Annotated in this window: 15 protein-coding genes, 1 other RNA gene and 2 pseudogenes; 6 read left to right on the forward strand and 12 right to left on the reverse strand. The window is 56.5% G+C overall.

The features are described from left to right. Positions 1–86 precede the first annotated feature (86 nt). A complete protein-coding gene (locus VI25_RS16750) occupies positions 87–1,505 on the forward strand; it encodes an MFS transporter (RefSeq protein WP_072144844.1) in 1,419 nt (472 codons plus the stop codon). A gap of 138 nt (positions 1,506–1,643) precedes the next feature. Next, positions 1,644–2,159 (forward strand): DinB family protein, encoded by a 516-nt coding sequence (locus tag VI25_RS16755; protein ID WP_045689609.1) that lies wholly within the window; start codon positions 1,644–1,646, stop codon positions 2,157–2,159. A gap of 115 nt (positions 2,160–2,274) precedes the next feature. Here VI25_RS16755 and VI25_RS16760 read toward each other — a convergent pair whose 3' ends face one another. From VI25_RS16760 to VI25_RS16770, 3 genes are all read right to left on the reverse strand, one after another. Then, a complete protein-coding gene (locus tag VI25_RS16760) occupies positions 2,275–3,927 on the reverse strand; it encodes an amidohydrolase (protein ID WP_045689608.1) in 1,653 nt (550 codons plus the stop codon). A 33-nt stretch (positions 3,928–3,960) separates the two neighbouring features. Next, the gene (locus tag VI25_RS16765; RefSeq protein WP_045689607.1) at positions 3,961–4,398 is read right to left on the reverse strand and encodes a hypothetical protein; all 438 of its coding nucleotides are present in this window, start codon (positions 4,396–4,398) and stop codon (positions 3,961–3,963) included. 242 nt (positions 4,399–4,640) lie between these two features. Then, on the reverse strand, positions 4,641–5,414 hold the full coding sequence (locus VI25_RS16770) for an AMP nucleosidase (protein ID WP_045689606.1): 774 nt from the start codon (positions 5,412–5,414) through the stop codon (positions 4,641–4,643). A 181-nt stretch (positions 5,415–5,595) separates the two neighbouring features. Here VI25_RS16770 and VI25_RS16775 point away from each other — a divergent pair, with 181 nt between their 5' ends. Continuing rightward, positions 5,596–6,054 (forward strand): type I restriction enzyme HsdR N-terminal domain-containing protein, encoded by a 459-nt coding sequence (locus VI25_RS16775; protein WP_055562677.1) that lies wholly within the window; start codon positions 5,596–5,598, stop codon positions 6,052–6,054. Positions 6,055–6,082: 28 nt separating this feature from the next. Here VI25_RS16775 and VI25_RS16780 read toward each other — a convergent pair whose 3' ends face one another. The 4 genes and pseudogenes from VI25_RS16780 to VI25_RS16795 all read right to left on the reverse strand — a co-directional run bounded on the left by VI25_RS16780 (position 6,083) and on the right by VI25_RS16795 (position 10,741). Further along, positions 6,083–7,990, reverse strand: coding sequence for an LTA synthase family protein (locus tag VI25_RS16780; protein WP_045689605.1), 1,908 nt, complete (start codon positions 7,988–7,990; stop codon positions 6,083–6,085). A 15-nt stretch (positions 7,991–8,005) separates the two neighbouring features. Continuing rightward, on the reverse strand, positions 8,006–8,608 hold the full coding sequence (locus tag VI25_RS16785; RefSeq protein WP_045689604.1) for an SMI1/KNR4 family protein: 603 nt from the start codon (positions 8,606–8,608) through the stop codon (positions 8,006–8,008). Positions 8,609–8,776: 168 nt separating this feature from the next. Further along, a pseudogene (ald, locus tag VI25_RS16790) lies at positions 8,777–9,903 on the reverse strand (alanine dehydrogenase). A gap of 226 nt (positions 9,904–10,129) precedes the next feature. Next, complete coding sequence (locus tag VI25_RS16795; RefSeq protein ID WP_316934348.1) at positions 10,130–10,741, reverse strand: DUF1573 domain-containing protein; 612 nt, start codon at positions 10,739–10,741, stop codon at positions 10,130–10,132. Positions 10,742–11,223: 482 nt separating this feature from the next. On the opposite strand from VI25_RS16795, the pseudogene VI25_RS16800 reads away from it, so the two are divergent. After that, a pseudogene (locus VI25_RS16800) lies at positions 11,224–13,646 on the forward strand (thiamine pyrophosphate-dependent enzyme). Positions 13,647–13,734: 88 nt separating this feature from the next. Here VI25_RS16800 and VI25_RS16805 read toward each other — a convergent pair. After that, positions 13,735–14,253: a hypothetical protein gene (locus VI25_RS16805; protein WP_045689603.1), complete on the reverse strand. Its 519-nt coding sequence runs from the start codon at positions 14,251–14,253 to the stop codon at positions 13,735–13,737. 121 nt (positions 14,254–14,374) lie between these two features. Here VI25_RS16805 and VI25_RS16810 point away from each other — a divergent pair, with 121 nt between their 5' ends. Next, positions 14,375–15,379, forward strand: a complete 1,005-nt coding sequence (locus VI25_RS16810) for an acyltransferase (protein WP_045689602.1) — start codon at positions 14,375–14,377, stop codon at positions 15,377–15,379. Between the two features lie 167 nt (positions 15,380–15,546). Here the strand turns inward: VI25_RS16810 and VI25_RS16815 are convergent, their stop codons facing one another. From VI25_RS16815 to rnpB, 4 genes are all read right to left on the reverse strand, one after another. Then, positions 15,547–16,704, reverse strand: coding sequence for a sigma-54-dependent transcriptional regulator (locus tag VI25_RS16815; RefSeq protein WP_045689601.1), 1,158 nt, complete (start codon positions 16,702–16,704; stop codon positions 15,547–15,549). 133 nt (positions 16,705–16,837) lie between these two features. After that, positions 16,838–17,731: a hypothetical protein gene (locus tag VI25_RS24180; RefSeq protein ID WP_152981672.1), complete on the reverse strand. Its 894-nt coding sequence runs from the start codon at positions 17,729–17,731 to the stop codon at positions 16,838–16,840. Then, a complete protein-coding gene (locus tag VI25_RS16825; RefSeq protein WP_052695400.1) occupies positions 17,731–19,455 on the reverse strand; it encodes a hypothetical protein in 1,725 nt (574 codons plus the stop codon). The genes VI25_RS24180 and VI25_RS16825 overlap by 1 nt, the downstream gene beginning before the upstream one ends. A gap of 82 nt (positions 19,456–19,537) precedes the next feature. Next, positions 19,538–19,930: RNase P RNA component class A (rnpB, locus tag VI25_RS16870), an RNA gene on the reverse strand. Between the two features lie 431 nt (positions 19,931–20,361). Here rnpB and VI25_RS16830 point away from each other — a divergent pair. Further along, positions 20,362–21,585 (forward strand): S8 family serine peptidase, encoded by a 1,224-nt coding sequence (locus VI25_RS16830; RefSeq protein ID WP_045689600.1) that lies wholly within the window; start codon positions 20,362–20,364, stop codon positions 21,583–21,585. Positions 21,586–21,697: the final 112 nt, after the last annotated feature.

The following is a 21,697-nucleotide window of genomic DNA, read 5'->3' on the forward strand; positions in this document are numbered from 1 at the left end:
CTCCAGCTAGGTATGGGCCCAGACCGACAACCGCAACCCGGAATTCCCGTTATCTTGTCGGGCCCTACAACCTCAACTATTGTCTTATGACTACTGCCTCGGCCCCTGCGCCGGACACCGCCTTTGATGCCATTCCAAAAGATGATAAGCGCATCACCCGCGGTTGGACTTTCTACGACTGGGCCAACTCAGTGTACCCACTGGTTATTACCAGTTCCATCTTCCCGATTTACTGGGGCGCCATCACCAAGCAGCTAAGCCCTGAAACGGATATTGTCAGCTTTCTAGGGTTCAAGGTTCCGGGCTCCTCGTTGCTGACGTATGCTATTTCGGCAGCCTTCCTCGTCATTGCGCTGGTAAGCCCTTTCCTGACGTCGTTGGCTGACTTCTCGGGGCGGAAGAAGCTATTTATGCAGATTTTCTGCTACCTCGGGGCGGCGTCCTGCGCGGCACTTTACTTCTTTACGCCTAGTACGCTGACGGCCAGTACGTTCGTCTTTATTTCGGCTACCATTGGCTTTTCCGGGTCCATTGTGTTCTACAACTCCTACCTGCCGCTAATTTCGAGCGAGGAGCAGTACGACTCCTTGTCGGCGCGTGGTTTTTCTATGGGGTATATCGGCTCGGTGCTGCTGCTGGTTATTTGCTTGGGCCTGATTATGGGGCACGACAAAATTGGCTTGGAGGAAAGCCACGCTACCCGCTTGGCTTTCCTCTTGACGGGTATTTGGTGGGCTGGCTTCGCTCAGATACCATTCTTTACCCTACCCGCCGACCCCGGCCGACCCGCCGGAGCCGTTTCAGATTCGGGCTGGTTGCTCAACGGGTTCCGGGAGCTGGGTAAGGTAGTCGATCAGCTTGAAGGGCTACCCAACCTAAAGCGGTTTCTGTTAGCCTACTTCACCTACAACATGGGTGTGCAGACGGTGATGTACGTGGCTACCATTTTCGGCGACAAAGAGCTACACCTGGAAAGCACCGCTCTAATTGTTACTATTCTGCTACTGCAAATCGTAGGCATTCTGGGTGCTTATCTATTTGCTAAACTGTCGGAGCGCATTGGTAACACCCGCGCCTTGAGTTGGTCTGTGTTCATCTGGATGTGCATTTGCGTAGCCGGCTATTTCGTGCAGGCAGGGTGGTCGTTCTACGCACTGGCCGCCGTCATTGGTCTCACCATGGGCGCCATTCAAAGCCTCTCGCGCAGTACCTACTCTAAGATTATCCCTGAAAATACACCCAATACAGCCGCCTTCTTCAGCTTCTTCGACGTAACCGAAAAGCTCAGTATCGTGATTGGTACGGCCGTTTTTGGCGTTATCGCACAAATAACGGGTTCCATGCGCAACAGCATTCTGTCGCTCATCGTGTTTTTCATCTTAGGCCTACTTTTCCTACTTACCCTCCGGGGCAAGAAGCTGCGCGACATCAACGAGGCGGACGTAGCCGCCCCCGGACCTCCCCCAGCCACCCCTAACGTGGGCATGCCAGCAACCCGATCTTAACACCGGATGCACCTATTATACTACACAAAGAGTCCCATTGGCTTAGCTGATGGGACTCTTTGTGTAGTATAATAGGTGCATAACTATTCGGGGCCTGAGTGGTTGAAAGGCTCATTGCATACCATTTCTCTCTCTTACATGACCAACACCCAACCCTCCATTCAGGCTGCCCTCGGCCAAGAATTGAAACATGAACTTGCCCTCACACGTCGCCTGTTAGAGCGCGTACCTTCCGACAAGTTTGAATGGCAGCCCCATCCTAAATCTATGAAGGTTGGGACGCTGGCCTCGCACATGGCAAACTTGGTGGGGTTCCTGGAAATGTCGTTGCAGGGTGCAGAAACCGACGTGCTAACGGTAAAATTTCCTGACTCGCCGACAACGACGGACGAGGTGCTACGCCGCTTCGATGTGAACGGGGAAAACATTCACAAGGCGCTGGAGCAGGTAGACGATGCTACCTTCCATGACAGCTGGAGCCTGCGCCGTGGAGAGCAAGTACTGTTCACGATGCCCCGCGCTGCCGTGGCTCGTATGTTAGTACTCAACCATCTCATTCACCACCGCGGACAGCTTTCTGTGTATCTGCGCCTGCTTGATATTCCGGTGCCCGCCATCTACGGCGGCTCAGCCGACGAAGCTCCCCAGCGGTAAACCGTACACCGGTCAACTTCCTTTCAGTTGACGTACACACAACAAGGGGGACCTATCCATGCGGATAGGCCCCCCTTGTTGTGTGTACGAGGTTGCGTTTAGCAAGTCTGGAAGCCTACTTAGCCGCAAATACTTGTTCGCCAGCAATCCAGGTTTGCTGCACCTTAGCGCTGCGAAGCTTCTCTTTCGGTGCTTGCAACAGGTCAGTATCCAGAATAACGAAGTCGGCGGCCATACCGGGCCGGATGCTGCCTTTTTGCTTTTCCTGGAAGGCTGCGTGGGCGGCCCACGTTGTCATGCCGCGTAAGGCATCGGGGCGGCTCAAGGCGTTTTCCATCTGGAAGCCACTGGCGGGGTAGTTCTTGGCATCCTGCCGGGCTACGGCCGAGTGAAACCCGAAAAGCGGGTTAATATCTTCCACGGGAAAATCCGAGCCGAGAGCTACCTGTCCGTACTGCTTACGCAAGTCGTTGAAGGCATAGGCCGTCTTTAGACGGTCGGGCCCTAGTCGCTCACCGGCCCAGTACATGTCGGACGTAGCGTGGGTTGGCTGCACCGAGGGCACAATACCAAACTGCCCAAACTTGGGTACATCGGTCTTACTTACAATCTGGGCGTGTTCGATGCGCCAGCGCCGGTCTTTTTGGCCGTGTAGAGCAGCGCCGTATATATCAAGTAGGAGGCGGTTGCTCGAGTCGCCGATGGCGTGCGTATTCATCTGAAACTTACTGGCGGCTAGTTCCTTGGCCAAGCTGCGAAAGTCGGCCACCGACGAAAGCAAGAACCCGGTTTCCTGGGGGCGGTCGGCGTAGGAATGAATCAGGCAGGCGCCACGGGAGCCCAGGGCACCATCGGCGTACACCTTAAACGAGCACACCGTCAGCCGGTCCTTGAACACGGGCCCATTTTTGAGGTAGTATTGCTTGTTTTCTTTAGTAGGAGCCAGCATAGCATATAGGCGCAGCTTGAGCTTGCCCTGATCCTGCAAATCGGCTAGTCGGTCGATGTTGGCTTTTTCAAGGCCCGCGTCGGCCAGGCTGGTTAGCCCTACGGCTACGCAACGCTGCTGGGCTTCCAGTACGGCCGCTTCAGCCTCGGCTGCCGTTGGCTCCGGAATCTTGCCTGATACCAAGCGCACCGCATTGTCCACGAGCAAGCCGGTGAGCTTACCATTAGCGTCTTTGGTAATAGTACCACCGCTGATGGGCGTGCGCGCCGTAACGCCAGCCAGCTCCAACGCTTTCTGATTCACGAGGGCAGCGTGACCATCTACCCGGGTTATAAATACCGGCGTGTTGGGAAATAGGGCGTCCAGGGTGTCTTTGGTTGGGAACTGCTTGCCGGGCCAGTCGTTTTGGTCCCAGCCCCGACCCGTAATCCAGGCGGCCTGCGGATATTGCTTACGCTGCTGCTGTAGCTTCTGCACTACCTCTTGCCACGAACTGGTACCTACCAGGTCGGCGTCGCGCAGGCCCAAAGCGTAACGGTAGAAGTGGCAGTGCGCATCGTAAAAGCCCGGGTACACAAACTGGCCTCTGGCATCTACCTCTTGTTTGGCCTGAAACTTCCCCCGCAGCTCCTCGGCCGAACCTACTGCTACAAATTTACCATCCTGAATGGCGAAGGCTTGGGCCGTGCTAAAGGTGGAGTCGACGGTGTATACCGTAGCATTGTACACTAGTACATCGGCGGGCGTACGAGTAGTGTTGGCACAACCCGCTAGTAAAGCCGGGGCAGCCAGAAAAGATAGGAGTCGAAGTCGGGTCATGTTGCGAAGGTACACAACCAACGCCCGTGCCTGCTACTTCCGCTCTACTAGTGTTTCGTGCTCCTGCATTTGCTGTAACCAGGTCAGGGCGTTGGCCTCTTCTGTGAAGCGCTGAATCACGTAGGGACGCCCATCAAGCACGTCCAAAGCCGGCACACTGGCGTCGGCAAGGATGCCCGCAAGCTGATTGGGTGCCATCAAGAAAGCTAGGAAGGTAGTCCGGCCAAGGCGCGGATGGAGCTTAGGGTAAAACTCGTCTAACATCCAGTGCACATCGGCAGCATCTACGCTGGTTCGCCGCCGGGTATCTACCAGCCAAAAACGGCAATCTTGCGCCGCTGCCTCATCTAACAAAGCCCCATAGCCGCGGTGCATTTCAAACGGCATCACCGAACGCTGCCAGCGGGCTACCAGCAAGTTTTGCTCGGTGCTATAATGGATAGTGAGATAATTGGAGCTGAACGAACTCATAAAGACAATGGGTTGGAGCAACGCAATGAAGCTCAGTTCAACTAACACAGCGTTGGCTGATACCGACGCTATTTATGCAGGCTTGCTGGCTAAAAGTACTAATTACTCGCGCCCAGCCTACTTCTTCTACCCATAAATATTACAAAAAGGAGGCATAAGCGCTGAACTACCCCCAACAAAAAGCCCGAACCAAGTCATTGGTTCGGGCTTGAAAGGATCCTAGCTACCTAGGTTCTGGTGCTCTACTCGAAGCGCATGTGCTTCACCGACTCCCCGGAGTTCTTGAGTTCCAGCAGCGACTCAATTCCGATTTGCAGGTGGGCCGTCACGAAGTCAGCGGTTACCTTTTTATCGCTCTCCGAGGTTTTCACGCCTTCGGGCGTCATGGGGTTGTCGCTCACCAGCAGGAGGGCGCCGTGAGGAATTTCATTCACGAAGCCCACGGTGAAGATGGTAGCAGTTTCCATGTCCACGGCCATGGCCCGAATCTGCCGCAGGTATTCTTTGAAGTTTTCATCGTGCTCCCACACGCGGCGGTTGGTAGTGTATACCGTGCCGGTCCAGTAATCCTTCTCGTGCTTCTTGATCATGGAAGACACGGCACGCTGCAAGCGGAACGAAGGCAGGGCGGGAATTTCAGCTGGCAGGTAGTCATCGGAAGTACCCTCACCCCGGATGGCGGCAATAGGCAAAATCAGGTCGCCGAGCTTGGTCTTGTTCTTCAAGCCCCCGCACTTACCCAAGAACAGCGCCGCCTTAGGCTTGATGGCTGAAAGCAGGTCCATCACGGTAGCTGCCATGGGAGAGCCCATACCGAAGTTGATAATGGTGATGCCGTTGGCCGTAGCCGTTTGCATGGGCTTGTCGATGCCGCGAATCTCCACCCCAAACTGCTCGGCAAACATGGATACGTAGTTGATAAAGTTGGTCAGCAAAATATACTGCCCGAACTCGTTCAGGGGCACGCCAGTGTAGCGGGGGAGCCAGTTCTCAACAATGTCGGCTTTGGTTTTCATATAGAAGGGAATTAAAGTGTCTTTACAAAAGGCTGCGACAAGGTCAGTCGCGGCTTGGGGCCGCCACCAGCTTTGCACAGCCGGAAAATAGAGGTACAAAAAAACCGTCGGAACCCGAAGGGTGCGACGGTACGGGACGAAAAGCGGGAGTTTGGAGCCCAGGGCCGTACCTTTGGAGGTGATGCAAGAGTTGAACCTGCCGCCTTTCGAGTACAAAGTTACAAAATCCAGCGAAAATTTGCTAATCTGGGATGTATTGCGTCGGCGTAATATAGTACTTACTCCCGAGGAGTGGGTGCGCCAACACGTGGTCCACTACCTGATCAATCATCGGGGCTACCCCAAAGGGCTGTTGAGCTTGGAGCGCGGCCATACGTACAACCAGCGCCAAAAGCGCACCGACCTCTGCGCCCTTGATGCCTACGGCCGCCCTTTGTTACTAGTGGAATGCAAAGCCCCTAGCGTGCCCATCACGGCCGATGTGGCCTTGCAAGCGGCTACCTACAACCAAACGATAGGTGCCCCTTTGCTGCTACTCACAAATGGGCTGCACCACTTCTGCTGGCGCGTCGACTTTGTGCATCGTACCAACGAGCGGCTACTGGAGGTACCCAGCTACGGGGAAGTTCAACAACCGTAAATCAACCAGTAGCAGCGCGGCTGCGCTGCTACTGGTGCTTGTACAAACTATTGTCGGCTAGACCATTCAGGAAGAACTGCACGCATGCCTTCAGCTCATTGCCGTACTGAAGTACTTTCTGCGGATCGGGGTTTGATAAGGGCGCGGCAGGTAGTTGGTGGGTACGGTAGGAATACAGCCGTACTTGGTTGTCAGCCGTCAGTTCCGTAACAAAGTCTTGGTGAACAAGAAAGTAACTGCCGCCACTCAAAAACAGAGCCCGCCCCGTAGTGCCTGCATCGAATACGGAGTAGCCGAAGGGGAGTAGCTTGCCCGGGGCAGAGACGCCCAGGTAGTCAAGTACCGTAGCTGGCAAATCAGCCTGCTGGGTGATGCGCTCTACATTGGCCGAGGGTAGCTGGCGGACCGGATGGAAAAGTAGCAGGGGTGTCTTGTAAGAGCCGAGCGTGTTCTGGTAATCGGGCCGCAGCGTTTGAGAGGTGTGGTCAGCTAGCAGAATAAACAGGGTGTTCTGATACCAGGGTTGGCGCGCCGCAGCCTTGAAAAACTGGCGTAAAGCAAAATCGGTGTACCCAATAGAGGCATGAATGGGCAGCTCACCCGGGGCAAACCGGCCCTGGTATTGGGCTGGTACGGGGAAGGGCTCGTGCGAAGTCAGTGTAAATACCAGGGAGAAAAATGGCTGTGGTTGTTGGCCTAGCTGCCGAGCAAAATACTGCAAGTAAGGTTCATCAAAGATGCCCCAGTGCCCATCAAAATCGGGACTTTGAGCCCCACCGGGGTACTCGTTTAGGCCGTAGTACTGCTGCATGCCCGCAATACCCGCAAAGGTGTTGAAGCCCATGGTACCGTTCTGCGCTCCATGAAAAACCGAGGTGGTGTAGCCCGCTCGCCCCAGCAGTTCGCCCAGGCCGTGTAGTTCATCGGTCTGAAAATTGGAGGTGATAAACGAGCTTTCCATGAGGGAAGGCAGCCCCGCCAGTACTGCCGGCAACGACTCAATGGAGCGGCGCCCATTGGCGTAGTGGTTACGAAAAAACAGGCCTTTCGTAGCCAACGAGTCAAAGAAGGGAGTGTAGCCCTGCCCGCCGTTTTCGATGCCGTTGTATTCCGAAGCAAAGCTTTCCACTAGCAGAATAACCACGTTGTCGCGCCGGCGGCTGGTAGTGTCGTGGGGCGGGATGGCGGGTGCACGGCGGGCTAGTGCGGGTTGCAACGCCGCGGCCGAAGCGAAATACTGGCGTCGCTCGGCGGGTTGGTAGCCCAGGCTTTTCAGGAAGGTAAAGGTACTGTTTAACGCTACGTGGCCCAGAATAGGCGGGGTTTGCACAAACGCGTGCCCAGTGCGCAAAGGCTTCAACTGCAAGCCTCCCCGAATGCCCAGTACAGTCAGGCCAGCTACTAGAATAAACTCTAGGCCGGGCCGTATCCACCCGCGCGGGCCAGTTGGGCGCGCGGGCACGGCTGCGGGGCTGGGCATAGGGTAGCAGTACCAGAGCAGGCCGAAGAGAACCACAAAAGGTATCAGCAGAAACCAGTAGTGCCCGGCAAGTTGGCCTGCCTGCCGCTGAATGTCATCGGTGATGGTAAACAGCTCATTGCTGGTACGGCGCCCAATAAACTTGAAATATTGGGTGTCAATCAGGTTAAGAGAGATGCCGATGGCATTCAGCGTGAGGTATACGCCGCGTACGAAGGCCTGCCACCGCTGGCCCAAATTGGGCACCAGGGAAAGCAGCAGAAACGGCACGTTCAGCAACAGCAGACCCGAAATATCGAACCGGAAGCCGTGCCAGAATGCTAGTAGTACTTCCCCCGCGCTAGCCTCCTGAAATACAGCATAATTAGCCAGGTAAAACCCTAGCCGAAGCAGTACATACAGACCCAGTAGTAACGCAAACCGGCGCAGCAGCAGGCGGAAAAATACGGAAGGCATGAGGTGGCGGCTACGTTACTCCGTTGGTTTCAGCCGGATAGACTGCCCATCCGGCAAGTCCTTGATCTGGCGGTAGAAATCGGCCAGCCAAGCCAGGCGCTCGGCCACCGGAACGGGCTTCACCGTAGCAGGCTGCTTACTGGGCGTAGCAATACAGGCCGGCGGGTATAAACTGAGTAGCTGACCGGGAGGTAGCATGCCGCCTTTCTGCTGAAAGCCTCGTAAGGGCTCCATGCCCAGGGCATCCAACGGAAACTTCTCGGCCCCAAATAAGAAGTGCTTGAAGTCAACCTCCAAATCGGCTAGCTCACCAGTTTCGGTATCGAGAAAAAACACGGCGTCGCCGCGCAGCAGAAACTGGTTGCCCACGCAGTCCTGCGCGAAGGGGATGTCGGTTTCCAGTAAGGTAGCATACGTGCGCCAAAAGGCGGCCTCACCCTGCCACACATCGGCTAAGGAGTGCCAGCCCGGCTCCTGCACGCAGCCGCGAATATGGAGGCCTCCGAAGTAGGCCACCACCCCATTCTGGTCGCGCAGGAAAGCTTGTAGGTAGGAGGGAAGACGCGCAAAGCTCACTAAGTCCGTTAGTTCGCCGCCGGTATATAGGATGCCTTTCATAAGAAGTGGCCCGTAGCTCCAGCCGTGGGCAATGCAGAACGGCCGCTAAATGCCGTGCTCGTGGGGTTTGTGCAAACGAACGCCAAGCTGGAGCTTGGCGCTACAGAAAAAGCCTTTCCGACCAACCGGCCGGAAAGGCTTTCCTATCTACGTATTCTCTACTGGGGCTTAAGCTACGGCGCCTTCCAGCACGCTGCTCACCTCCACGAGGGGCAGGTTCCAGGCGTCGGCTACGCCTTTGTATACTACCTCGCCGTTCACCACGTTCAGGCCGAGGCGCAGGGCCTCATCGCGGCGGCAAGCTTCCTGCCAGCCAGGTTGGCCAGCTTCACTGCGTAGGGCAGAGTAGCATTGGTCAGCGCCAGGGTAGAGGTGTACGGCACGGCACCCGGCATGTTGGCCACGCAGTAGTGCACAATGTCGTCGATGATGAAGGTAGGGTTCTCATGGGTGGTGGGCTCGCAGGTTTCGATGCAGCCACCCTGGTCCACGGCCACGTCAACCAGCACGGTGCCGGGCTTCATGGTCTTGAGCATGTCGCGGGTGATAAGGTGGGGAGCCTTCGCACCCGGAATCAGCACGGCACCAATGATCAGGTCAGCTGTTTTGATGGCTTCGCGGATGTTGTACTCGTTGGAGTACTGCGTTACCACGTTCTTAGGCATAAAGTCGTCTAGCTCGCGCAGACGGTTCAGGTTAATGTCCATAACGGTTACCTGAGCGCCCAGACCAGCGGCAATTTTGGCGGCTTGCGTACCTACAATACCGGCACCAAGTACCAGCACGTTGGCAGGCTTCACACCGGGCACGCCACCCAGCAGAATGCCCCGGCCTTTCAGGGGTTTCTCCAGGTACTTAGCACCTTCCTGGGGCGCCATACGGCCCGCTACTTCGCTCATAGGAATGAGCAGAGGGAGGGCGCGGGTGGGTAGCTCTACCGTTTCGTAGGCCAAGCATACTGCTTTGCGCTCAATCATGGCGTGGGTGAGTTCCTCGCCGGAGGCAAAGTGGAAGTAGGTAAACAGCAGTTGGTTTTCCTTGATGAGCGGATACTCCAAGGCAATGGGCTCCTTTACTTTCACAATCATCTCGGCCTTGGCGTACACCTCCTCAATGGTAGGTAGGATGATGGCACCTGCCTGCTGGTACTCCGCGTCGGAGAAGCCGCTGCCCGTGCCAGCCGAAGCCTGCACGTACACCTCGTGCCCGTGCTTGCGGAATTCAGCTACGCCAGCGGGCGTCAGACCCACGCGGTTTTCGTTATTCTTGATTTCTTTCGGTACGCCGATGATCATGGCTCGAGGCAGAGAGTGAAAATGGGGTGGATAAGGAATGCCTGAAAAGGCGGGACAAAGATAAGACATGCCGCTGGCATTGTGAGGACGAAGCCGACAGCAATCCGCTCTTTCCCTGAATGGTCCACCTGAAAATAAAAAAGCCCCTACGCCAGCAGCGGCAGCAGGGGCTTCGGTAGGGATTGGCCGGTAGCAAGTGTAAGGCACCGCTACCCAAGGAACGAGGCTATTTGAATGGCACCGAGGAGTCGCTTTCCTTCACCATGCTCCCGGCATTTAAGTCTTTCACAACGTTGGCTTTCAGCGTCACTTTCGCGTCGCCCGAAAGGTCGTTGCTCGTGATGGTGACCTGCTCCTGTTGTGCGCCCAGCTTGCGTTGTCCATATACCAGTTCAATAACGGCACTTTGTCCGGGCTTGATAGGAGAGGGCACATTCTTATACCCCACGCAATAGCACTGCGACAGAATAGCGCTCAGAACAAGGTCCTGCTTGCCGGTATTTTTCACGGTGAACTTGGCCGAGGGTGTTTGGCCAGCCTCAAACTTGCCAAAATCATGCACTGCTCGGTCTAGCACCATGCGCGGCGACTGGGCCAGTTGGGCCGGCGTCAGCGAAGACTTCATCTGGTCTTTGTTTAGTACGTTGCCCTTGATGGTGAGTACCTCGCTTGGCGTGGCGGCGTTGCTGGTTACCGTTACGGTTTTGTTAAAGATGCCGGGGCGTCCCGCACTGCTGTACACCGCCTTCACGATGCCAGTCTTGCCGGGCAGCACGGGCGTCTTGGTCCAGTCGGGTGTGGTGCAGCCGCAGCTGGCCTGTACGTTGGCGATGATGATGGGCTGGTTGCCGGTGTTTTTAAACCGGAACTCGTGGGTAGCATGGTGCCTTCGGGCACGTTGCCAAAGTCATGGAGTTCCTTTTCAAACTGAATTACCCCTTGCGCTTGGGCCACGGCAGCCATGAGCAAGGCGGCCACTAATGAGAATAGCTGTTTCATAGTGTCAGTAGTAGTAAGCGAAGCAAACTTGGTACAAGAGGAAATTGACGCAAAGAAATAGTAAAAATACCTTGCCTGCGCAAGCCTCCGCACGCCAGCATCTGCCAAGTGCAGGGTGCTAGTAAGCCACAGCGCGCACATCTTGTCTTGCCTGCACGCTAGCCTGGCAAATATAAACAGAAAACACCGCCCTCTAGCCCGGAGGCCGGCGTACTGGGTCAGCATTGGTTCGGCGGCAAATCCGTACTTTTGGGGGCCTGTTTCTTCCAGAAGCAGGCCCCACCCATCTTTCCTGCTCCTAGTTCCACCCATCTGCCGTTTATGTCACCTGCCGAAACTGCCGCCGACCTACTGGCTCCTGCTGCTATCCTCCGCAAAGAAGAATTACTGCGTGACTACCGTCTCGGCTGGGAAAGCCGGCATGCGTCCTTAGCGGGCCGCAAGGAGGTATTCATGGGTAAGGCCAAATTTGGCATCTTCGGTGACGGCAAGGAAGTGCCACAACTAGCTATGGCCCGCGCCTTCCGCCCCGGCGACTGGCGCTCCGGCTACTACCGCGACCAGACCTTCATGCTGGCCATTGAGGAACTGACGCTGCAGCAGTACTTTGCTCAGCTCTACGCCCACCCCGACGTGGAGGCCGAGCCTTCTACCGCGGGCCGGGCCATGAATGGCCACTTCGGTACCCGCCTACTCGACGAAGACGGACAGTTCAAGAACCTGGCCCAGCGCAAAAACTCCTCGGCCGACATTTCGCCCACCGGTGCTCAAATGCCGCGCCTGGTGGGCCTGGCCTACGCTTCCAAGCTGTACCGCCAAAACCCCGAGCTGCACCAGTTCGACCAGTTTTCAGTGCAAGGCAATGAGGTGGCGTTTGGTACCATTGGTAATGCTAGCACCTCGGAAGGAATGTTCTTCGAGGCCATCAATGCAGCTGGGGTGTTGCAGATTCCAATGCTAGTGAGCGTGTGGGATGACCACTACGGCATTTCGGTGCCCGCCGAATACCAGACGACCAAGCAGAGCATCAGCGAAATCCTGAAGGGTTTTCAGCGGGAAGGTGAGGGCCAGCCGGGTTTCGAGATTTTTGTGGTGAAAGGATGGGATTATGCTGCCTTGGTGGACACCTACCAGCGCGCCGCCGAGCTATGCCGAACCCAGCACGTGCCGGTTCTCATTCACGTTACGGAAGTAACTCAGCCCCAGGGTCACAGTACCTCGGGCTCGCATGAGCGCTACAAGAGCAAGGACCGCCTCTCGTGGGAAGAGGAGCACGACTGCCTTCGCAAAATGCGCCTTTGGTTGCTAGAGGAAGGCCATGCGTCGGAAGAGGAGCTTAGCACCATTGAAAACGCCGCCCGCGAAACGGTAAAACAAGCGCGTGTAGCAGCTTGGGAGGATTTCTTCTCGCCCATTAAGCAGGAGCGCGCCGAGGTAGTAGAAATGCTCACCAAACTAGTAGCGCAAACTGGAACTGAAAATACGCTGCAGGGACTAGTAGAACCTCTGCAGCAAAACCCCGCGCCCATTCGTGCCGATCTTGTACGTACCGTACGTCGGGCCTTGCGCCAGGTGCGGGGCCTACGGAGTGGGGCCCGCCGCAGCCTACAAAACTGGCTGGAGCAAGCCCTGGCAGAAAACGCCGACCGCTACAACTCCTACCTCTACAGCCAAAGCGAAGCCGCCGCCCTCAACATTGAAGAAGTGCCAGTGGAGTTTGCCGAAAACGCCCCGCAGGTAGACGGCCGGGAGGTGTTGCAAGCCTGCTTCGAGGCCAACTTCCGCCGGGACCCGCGCATTTTTGCTATTGGCGAAGACGTGGGACGCATTGGCGACGTAAACCAGGCCTTTGCTGGATTGCAGGAAAAATTCGGGGAACTGCGCGTTACAGACACTGGCATCCGGGAGTGCACTATTATTGGGCAAGGTATCGGCGCTGCGCTGCGCGGACTACGTCCTATTACCGAGATTCAGTACCTCGACTACTTGCTCTACGCCATTCAGATCTTGAGCGATGATGTGGCCTGCCTGCAGTACCGTACCAAGGGCGGCCAAAAAGCTCCCCTGATTGTGCGCACCCGGGGCCACCGCTTAGAGGGTATTTGGCATTCAGGCTCGCCTATTCAAATGGTGCTAGGCGCCATTCGGGGTATGCACCTGCTAGTACCGCGCAACATGACCCAGGCGGCTGGATTCTATAACACGCTGCTACGTAGCGACGAGCCCGCCATTGTTATTGAATGTCTTAACGCTACCGCCTGAAAGAGCGCATTCCGCAGAACGTAGGCGAGTTTACACTGCCCCTGGGCGTGCCCGAAACCCTGCTGGCCGGCGACGACGTGACCATCGTCACCTACGGTTCTATGTGCCGCATTGTGCTAGATGCGGCTAAGCAGCTAGCAGAGGTGGGCATTCAGGTGGAAGTAATTGACGTGCAGAGCCTGCTGCCTTTTGATGTGCAGCACCTCATCACCGACAGCATTCAACGCACGGGTCGGGTCTTGTTTGCCGATGAAGACGTGCCCGGAGGAGCCACAGCCTACATGATGCAGCAGGTGCTCGATGAACAGCAGGCCTACCGTTTCCTTGACTCTCAGCCGCGCTGCCTCTCCGCGCAAGCCCACCGGCCGCCCTACGGCTCCGACGGTGACTACTTCTCGAAGCCCAACGCTGAGGACGTATTTGATGCCGTATACGAGCTAATGCAAGAGGCCGATCCGCAGCGCTTCCCGGCTATTTACTAGGTGCCACCGGCACCGCGTAGTAACTACAAAGGCCGGCCGAGTGTTACACGGCCGGCCTTTTCATAAGCCTTTAAGGACGATCAGTTCTTTACCGAAGCGTAATAGCGTCGGTAAATACCTCGTTGCTTTCATTCAGAGCGCGGTCAGCAATCCGAACCCGGAATCGGACAACAGAGTTGCGAGGAAACGAACCTTGATAAATCAGCAAGCGGAAGGTCAGGTCGCCGCGCAACGGAGCCTTTTTGTCGCCCTGCGAGGCGGGGGTTAGTACGGGGTACCGGCCGTTATAACCAGGGTCGTTGGCCGAGAACTTGTAGTCCTCGAAGACGTTGCTGGCGTTGCGGAGTTGAAGCGTGCAGAAGTAGTTGTTGGTTCCTACGTTATCGTCGGCACCCACGCCTAAGTCACCATCACCATCCTTAAAGCTCACCGTGATTCTGATGGTATCACCTACGCCGTTATTAGGGTCATCAAAAGCCTTCTGGGTGATGCTTTTAAACTCAATAGAAGGTGTTTCAGGATAGTCAGGTGGGTTCAGACAAGAAGAAACGCCAAAGCTCGCTAACGCTAGCAAAGCCGTAAAACTGAGAGTACGTAGTATGCTCATAGAAATAGACCGTTCAAGCGAGTGGCAAAAGCGAGCCTGCCGCGGTGGGAAGGTACAACTTCCTACCAAACGAATTGCTGCTTCCATTGTTATGTCGTTTCGCTAACCCCGACGCTTCCGAATGAGTTTCCGTCAAGATTACCTAAGTGCTCTGCCCCAGCTCACGGCTGCTACTGCTCCCGCCGCGGCGCTGGCGCTATTTCGCTACCAGGCTCAAAACTGCCTACCCTACCAAGAGTACCTAACCGCCCTGGGCCGTGACTTGCGGCAAGTGGAGAGCCTAGCCGATATTCCGTTTCTGCCCATTGAGTTCTTTAAAACTCACGCCGTGCGCACCGCCGCCAATGAGTGGGAGCCCCAGGAAACCTTCCTGAGTAGTGGCACCACCCAGCAGCAGCGCAGCCACCACTTCGTGCGCGAGCCTGAACTGTACCGCTACCACGCGGCGCGCATTTTCGAGCGCTACTACGGCCCACTCACTGGCTGGACTATCCTAGCCTTGTTACCCTCGTATTTAGAACAAGGCAATTCGTCGTTGGTGGCCATGGTTGAGCACTTCGCCCGCGAGTCAGGGCAGCGCCAACCGGCCTTTTTCCTGCACGATCATGCCGCCCTGGTGCAAGCCTTGGGCGAGGCAAAGAGAGAAGCAAACCGCAAGGTGCTACTCATTGGGGTAAGCTACGCCCTGCTCGATTTTGCTGCCGCCTATGCCGGCCAACCCGAGCTGCTGGACCTTACGGTGCTCGAAACGGGTGGCATGAAGGGCCGCCGCCGCGAAATGATCCGCGAAGAGTTGCACCAGGAACTACAGCAGGGGTTTGGGCCCGCCGGAATTCACTCGGAGTATGGTATGACAGAAATGCTAGGCCAAGCCTACAGCTTTGGTGACGGTCGATTCCACGCGCCCCCTCAGCTGCAAATACTACTTCGCGACCCGTCAGATCCTTTCTCCGTATCAGAAAGCTTAGCGGCCGGAGCGCTCAACGTTATCGACTTAGCCAACATCGACAGTTGTGCTTTCATTGAAACCAAGGACCTAGCCCGCCGTCATCCCGATGGCTCCTTTGAAGTCCTCGGCCGCCTCGATAACTCAGATGTGCGCGGCTGTAACCAGATGGCTACCTAACTAATACGAGCGCCCCTCCTAAAACAGACCGCCCTGCCACCCAACTCATCAATATGAGCTAAGTAGCAGGGCGGGTTTGCTTGGTAGCTGGCGCCTACCTCCGGAAGCTAGAGCTAGATAAGGCAGTCAAGCTTTTTGCACTCAAGGCCGGCGGAGCCGTAACAGGACTACTTGCCGGCAAAGGCGCGGGCATCAGCTTCCGTAATGGTAGCGTCGCTCATGATGACGAGGCGCTCTACCACGTTACGCAGTTCCCGAATATTGCCGCGCCAGTCGAGGCTTTGCAGGTATTTGAGGGCCGCCGCGTCTACTTTCTTGGCTTTGTTACCGTAGTCGTTGGCAATATCTTGCAGGAACTTCTCAATAAGGGCTGGAATATCCTCGCGCCGGTCATTCAGGGCCGGAACCTGAATCAGGATAACGGAGAGGCGGTGGTACAAATCCTCGCGGAAGTTCTTGTCGGCAATTTCCTGCAGCAAGTCTTTGTTGGTTGCTGCCAGCACGCGCACGTTTACCGAAATTTCCTTTTCGCCACCCACGCGGGTTATCTTGTTTTCCTGCAAGGCACGCAGCACCTTAGCCTGGGCCGAAAGGCTCATGTCGCCTATTTCGTCTAGGAACAGCGTGCCACCGTCGGCTTGCTCAAACTTGCCAATGCGCTGCTTTACCGCTGAGGTAAAGGAGCCTTTCTCGTGGCCGAACAGCTCCGATTCAATCAGCTCCGAGGGAATGGCAGCGCAGTTTACTTCCACCATGGGTCCGCTGGCGCGGTTGCTTTGCTCGTGGAGTTGACGGGCCACCATCTCCTTACCCGCACCATTGGGGCCAGTAATAAGAACGCGGGCATCAGTAGGGGCTACCTTTTCGATGGCCTTACGAACGGCTCCTAGTGCAGCAGAATCGCCCACCATTTCCGAGCTCTTAGCAATCTTCTTTTTGAGCGTTTTGGTTTCCGTTACCAGCTTTGTGCGGTCTAAGGCATTGCGCACTGTTACCAACAGCCGGTTCAGATCTGGGGGCTTCTGCAGAAAGTCATAGGCGCCTTTCTTGGTGGCATCTACGGCCATTTCTACATTGCCATGCGCCGACACCATAATGAAGGCGGCATCGGGCGCCACAATACGGGCCCGCTCCAGTACCTCAATGCCATCCATTTTGGGCATTTTGATGTCGCATAGCACCACATCGTATTTGTCGCGGATGAGCATGTCGAGGCCCGTAGGACCGTCCTCGGCCTGGTCTACCTGGTAGCTTTCATATTCCAGGATTTCCTTCAGCGTGTGCCGAATGGCTTTTTCGTCGTCAATAATTAGAATGCGAGGCATGAGCTAAGAACAGGAGTTGGCAGCGAAAGTAACGAAAACGGTCGTCGGGTTGGTGTGTTGCCGCGTGCAATTGCTATGCAATGCGCTCGGTTTGCTCTGGGGCAGCGGCTCTCCGCCGTGTGCAAATTATAGGCTAGCGCAACTCAATGGATTCAATATCAAGGAAAGGCCGGCTGGTGCCCGTTGCGGCCGGGGCTGCATGGAGCAGTACTTGCAGCACCTCGGCCTGTGCCAGCGGGAGAGTAGCCGGGCCAGACGCTTGGAAGGTGAGGGGCAAAAAGCTGGGGTAGGGTCGTGGCAGTAGGAGCTGGGCACCGGGCCGGAACGCCGTCAGGGGAATGCGTACCTCTTGCATCTCGTTTCCTAGCTCTACTGTGGCTACGTAGGCAGCCGCGTCGCGGGTGGTGAATACTAGCTCAACTGGTCCGGCGCCCGCGCCCCGGCGCCCGCGCAGCACCACTTCCCGGAATGCTCCCACATGGGCGCTGCGGTCAGCGAGGCGGTCGGCGAAATAGGCGCGCAGAAAAGCCACGGGTGCCACGGCGGGCGTGGTAGGCGCTGGGGCAGGAGGTGCCTGCAGAAGACGCAAGGCAAGCTGACCAGCAGGTGTGGTAACATAGTCAGACCAGCCGCCCCCGTTGATGCCCCCGGCTTCTACTCGGCGTTGGTCGGCCTGAGCCCGAAAGAGGGGTAAGGCCGCACCAGCTGCTACAATGGGTGCTTCCCAATGATCCTGGGGCGAGTAGTCCCACTGGCGCGGATTACCCGGGAAAGCACCCGGGAAAGTGGTGTGCTTTCCTTCGTGTTGTACTACAATCCAGTAGCGCAGCAAACCAGGATACAGCAAGTCGGCTGGCACGGTAGCCTCGGCGGTAGTAAGCGTGGGGCGGCGCATAGGAATGGTGCGCGTTTGGCCGTAGAAATGCTGTGCTATCAGCAGCAGGGAGTCGGTGGCGGTAGCCCCCGCAACGGTAGCCCGGAGTGTGGTTGGCTGCCCGGCCACCATCTGCCCGGGGGAGGTGTGCACTACCTGGCTGGCAAAGTAGTAGCTGGTGGGGCCACAAACTCGCCTAGCTGAATGGAGCCCAGCTTGGTTTGGGCAGTGAATGAGGACGTTTTCTTGCCCCGCGCCGCTACTAGGTACACGCCCGGCTGCAGGCGCACAGTGCCATTGGTGGCCTGCCCCTGAAAAGTGTTGCCTTCGTTCAGGCCCCGCACTGTATAATCGGTACCTAGCCCCGGTAAGGCTAGGCGTAGCGGCTGCGTATTCCAGACTATGCGCGTCACGGGTTGCCGTAGCGAGGTAGTCGCAAACGGGTCGTGTAGGGCTACGACGTCGGGCATTACTTCCAGCCGCCACACGCCCGCCGCTAGCCGGTCGAGGAAGTAGGCGCCCGTACCCTCGTAGGTAGCCACGGCAGAAGAACCCGTGCCAGCTATGCGTTGGAGGGAGGCGGGCTTGCGCGGGGTAGTCGTTGTAGAGCCTGTGTACAAGAACTCTTCCGTTGTATTCAACTCGCTCAGTCCATTCCGGTAGCTCACTCGCACGTTGTTAAACGAGGAATCCTGGGGGTAAGCCGGAAACTGCTGGCCACGCGAGGTTTGGCGAAACACGCGACCCGCAATGAGCAGACTAAGAGCCTTTGCGGGCGTGTAAGCCAGGTTCAGGTAGTGCGTTTGGTACTCGGTATTGGCAAAGGCAAGAGCCAGCGGGTCGTACGCAAACTGGGTGGCCCACTGGAAGCCCGCACTGCGGAAGCTGCGGGCCATCACTGGGTACATGAGGGGTTGCAGAATGTCGCCCGACTCAAACTCATATACCAGGTGCGGCTTGCGGGTGAAGCGCGGGTCTTGGCGGTAAGGAGTGGGGTACTGGTCTACGAAGGGCAGCGGGTTGCCGCGCAGGCTGTGCCCGTTCACTAACCCCGAAGGGTACCACTGAAAGGTGAAGCCGTCCACGGGGCTGTCCAGAATGGCGTTGGCTACCACTGGGCTTTCCGCAATGTTGTAGAAGATGGGCTTGCGGTAGCCGGTGCTCCGCATAGCCGTTACCATGCGCCGTACAAAGCTGGCTACTTCCGCTTCTGGCTGCACGTAGCGGGGCTCGTTGCATACTTCATACGCAATAATGTCGGGGTCCTCGCGGTTGAGAAGGCCCGTGTATGCGTTGCGGTGGTTCAGGAACTGGGCCAGATAGTTTTCCTGGGCCCGAATGGCGCGCGGGTTGCGGTACGCTTGATCCTTGGAGTAGATAGAGGAAAAGCCCGTCATGTTCACGTCCGGCTCGGGGTAGCCATTGCCCCAGTACGCAATGGGCGTCAGCAGAATTTTGATCTGCCGCTGCTTGAGCTGTTGAATCAGAAAGTCGAGCAGGCGCAGGTGCTCGTTCTGCAGCAGATTGCCCGCCGTGTCAGTAATTTCTACGTCCCATACGTGAAGGCGGAAGGCATCAATGCCCAGCCGCGACAGGTGGTATACATCCTGCCTGATGGCCTGTTCTAGATTGTTGCCCACCTGGTTGTGCGCCCGGTATGAATAGGCAAAGGGGGTAGTGTAGTTTACCCCAAACAAGGCTACCTCTTGGCGGCTACCTTGCCAGCGCAGTACGCCGGCGGGGTCCACGTACACATCGGCGGCAGGTGGGGTGGTTTGGGCTACTGACGAATGCGAGAAAAGCCCCAGCAGTAGAAGAAACCCCCAGAAGCTTCGGGCAAGGGTTTTGGAGGAAGTAGTTGGTAGTAAGTGAAACATGCAGCAAGTGTGGAAAAGAGGCTTGGTACAATAACTGAAAACGGCCGCCGCACCTCGCTCGAAGGTGCAGCGGCCGCTTAATACGGGTGACGAGTCTGTAAGCCGGGTTTTGTCCGCGTTGCCGCGGCCCCACCATTTATCTAGGCCAGTCCTCACGGAAAGGCTCCATCAACCTACCCGCTGGCGCCGAACGAGCCGCCCGGTGCAGTTCCGAAGAGCTACATGCCAGCTTATTTGGTCTTTCAACCCCTGAGGTTTACCCAGCCGGCGTGGTTGCCCAGCCGCTGGTGCGCTCTTACCGCACCTTTTCACCCTTACCGGCCACCCGAAGGCGACGTAGGCGGTAGTTTTCTGTGGCACTAGCTGTCCTGGATTGCTTTACGCGCACCAGTCCTTCCCGTTAGGAAGCAGGGTGCTCTGTGTTGCCCGGACTTTCCTCGTCGCTTTGCAGCGCCGCGGTGGGGCGACTCATCACGGCGCAAAGATATACGCTTCGTGCTCAAATACTGATGTATTCCTTCAGATACCGTGAATTATACAACAGACAGAGTAGTATTGAAAAAATATGATTTATCTGATGATAAATAGTGCTTTGGTAATGAAGTGAAACGAGGAATTATATAGTAATTTATAGATTATCATAATTTTATTAATGCTGCTATAATATGTCATTGTAGCAGAATATGGCTGTTTTATCTGTTATTTTGATAGTATTGATGAGCTATACTTGCGAATACTTGTAGTAGATGAAGATGATTGTTTCATGAAATTTCTACTTTGGCTAAACAAATTCATAAGGAGTAGCCGGAGCTACCTAATAGGACTTACTAGCGTCCTGCACACCAAACTCCGGCGTACTTCTCGTGTCAGTTCCGTTCCCTTCTTTCCACTTTTTACCCTAGTAGAATGCAGAAGAATCAACGTAATGCCCGTCTAGCTTGGCTCCTGAGCGCCTCCGCAATTGCTGCCAGCGCTACCTTTACTGCCTGCTCAGAAGATGCAGTTCAGCCTGCCGAAAGCACCGTAGCGCAAAACAGCAGTGAAGCCAAAAGTGAGGGTGACGTGATTGCAGGTCAGTACATTGTGGTGCTGAAAGATGGTGCTGTTGGGCTTAGTGGAAGTGAATCGTACTCGGAAAAAGTAAGAAAAGTAAAAGAAGTAGGGCAAGGCATTTTGAAAGCCCGCGGGGCCAACGCGCAAGCCCTGGGCTATGCCTATGGGCATGCCCTGAAAGGCTTCTCGGCTGCCCTGAGCGCCGCCGAAGCCAATCAGCTGCGCGCCGACGAGCGGGTAGCTTATGTGGAGCAAGACCGAGTAATCTCGCTGGGTAAGCCAGCCGGTGGTGGCACTACGCAGCCCGCCCAAACAACTCCGTACGGTATCACCCGCGTGGGTACGGCCGACGGTACTGGCAAAACGGCTTGGGTTATCGACACGGGCATTGACCTAGACCACCCCGACCTAAACGTGGACGTAACCCGCTCCAAGTCATTCCTGACCAGCGGCGCCAATTATGCCTCGCCAGACGACGGTAATGGCCACGGTACCCACGTAGCGGGCACCATTGGCGCCAAGAACAACACCATTGGGGTAGTAGGTGTGGCAGCCAACGCCACGGTAGTAGCCGTCCGGGTGCTCGACTCTCGGGGCAGCGGCTCCAATTCCGGTGTTATTGCGGGGGTTGACTACGTAGGCGCCAATGGCAAAGCCGGCGACGTAGCCAACATGAGCCTTGGCGGCGGGGTTTCGCAGGCGCTGGATGATGCCGTGCTGCGTGCTTCGGCAGGTGGAGTGCTTTTCGCGCTGGCGGCTGGCAACGAAACTGACAACGCCAACAACCACTCGCCAGCTCGCGTGAACGGGGCCAACATCTACACTATCTCGGCCATGAATAGCACCGATACGTGGGCTTCGTTCTCTAACTACGGCAACCCACCCGTGGACTACTGCATGCCCGGCGTTAGCATTCAGTCTACCTGGCTGAACGGGGGCTACAACACCATCAGCGGTACTTCCATGGCTACTCCGCACATGGCCGGTGTTCTGCTTATCAAGGGCAAGAGCTTCACCACCAGCGGTACTGTGAAAAGCGACCCAGACGGCAACGCCGACCCCATCGCCCACCTGTAAGCTGATAGATTTAGCCAATAGAAAGGCCCGCCTATACAGGCGGGCCTTTTCTGTGTTCAGCTATATATCTAGATATTTTCGGGTGTAGTACAGGAGGGATAAAGCCACAAGC

Source organism: Hymenobacter sp. AT01-02 (assembly GCF_000961955.2).
Classification (GTDB): domain Bacteria; phylum Bacteroidota; class Bacteroidia; order Cytophagales; family Hymenobacteraceae; genus Hymenobacter; species Hymenobacter mucosus.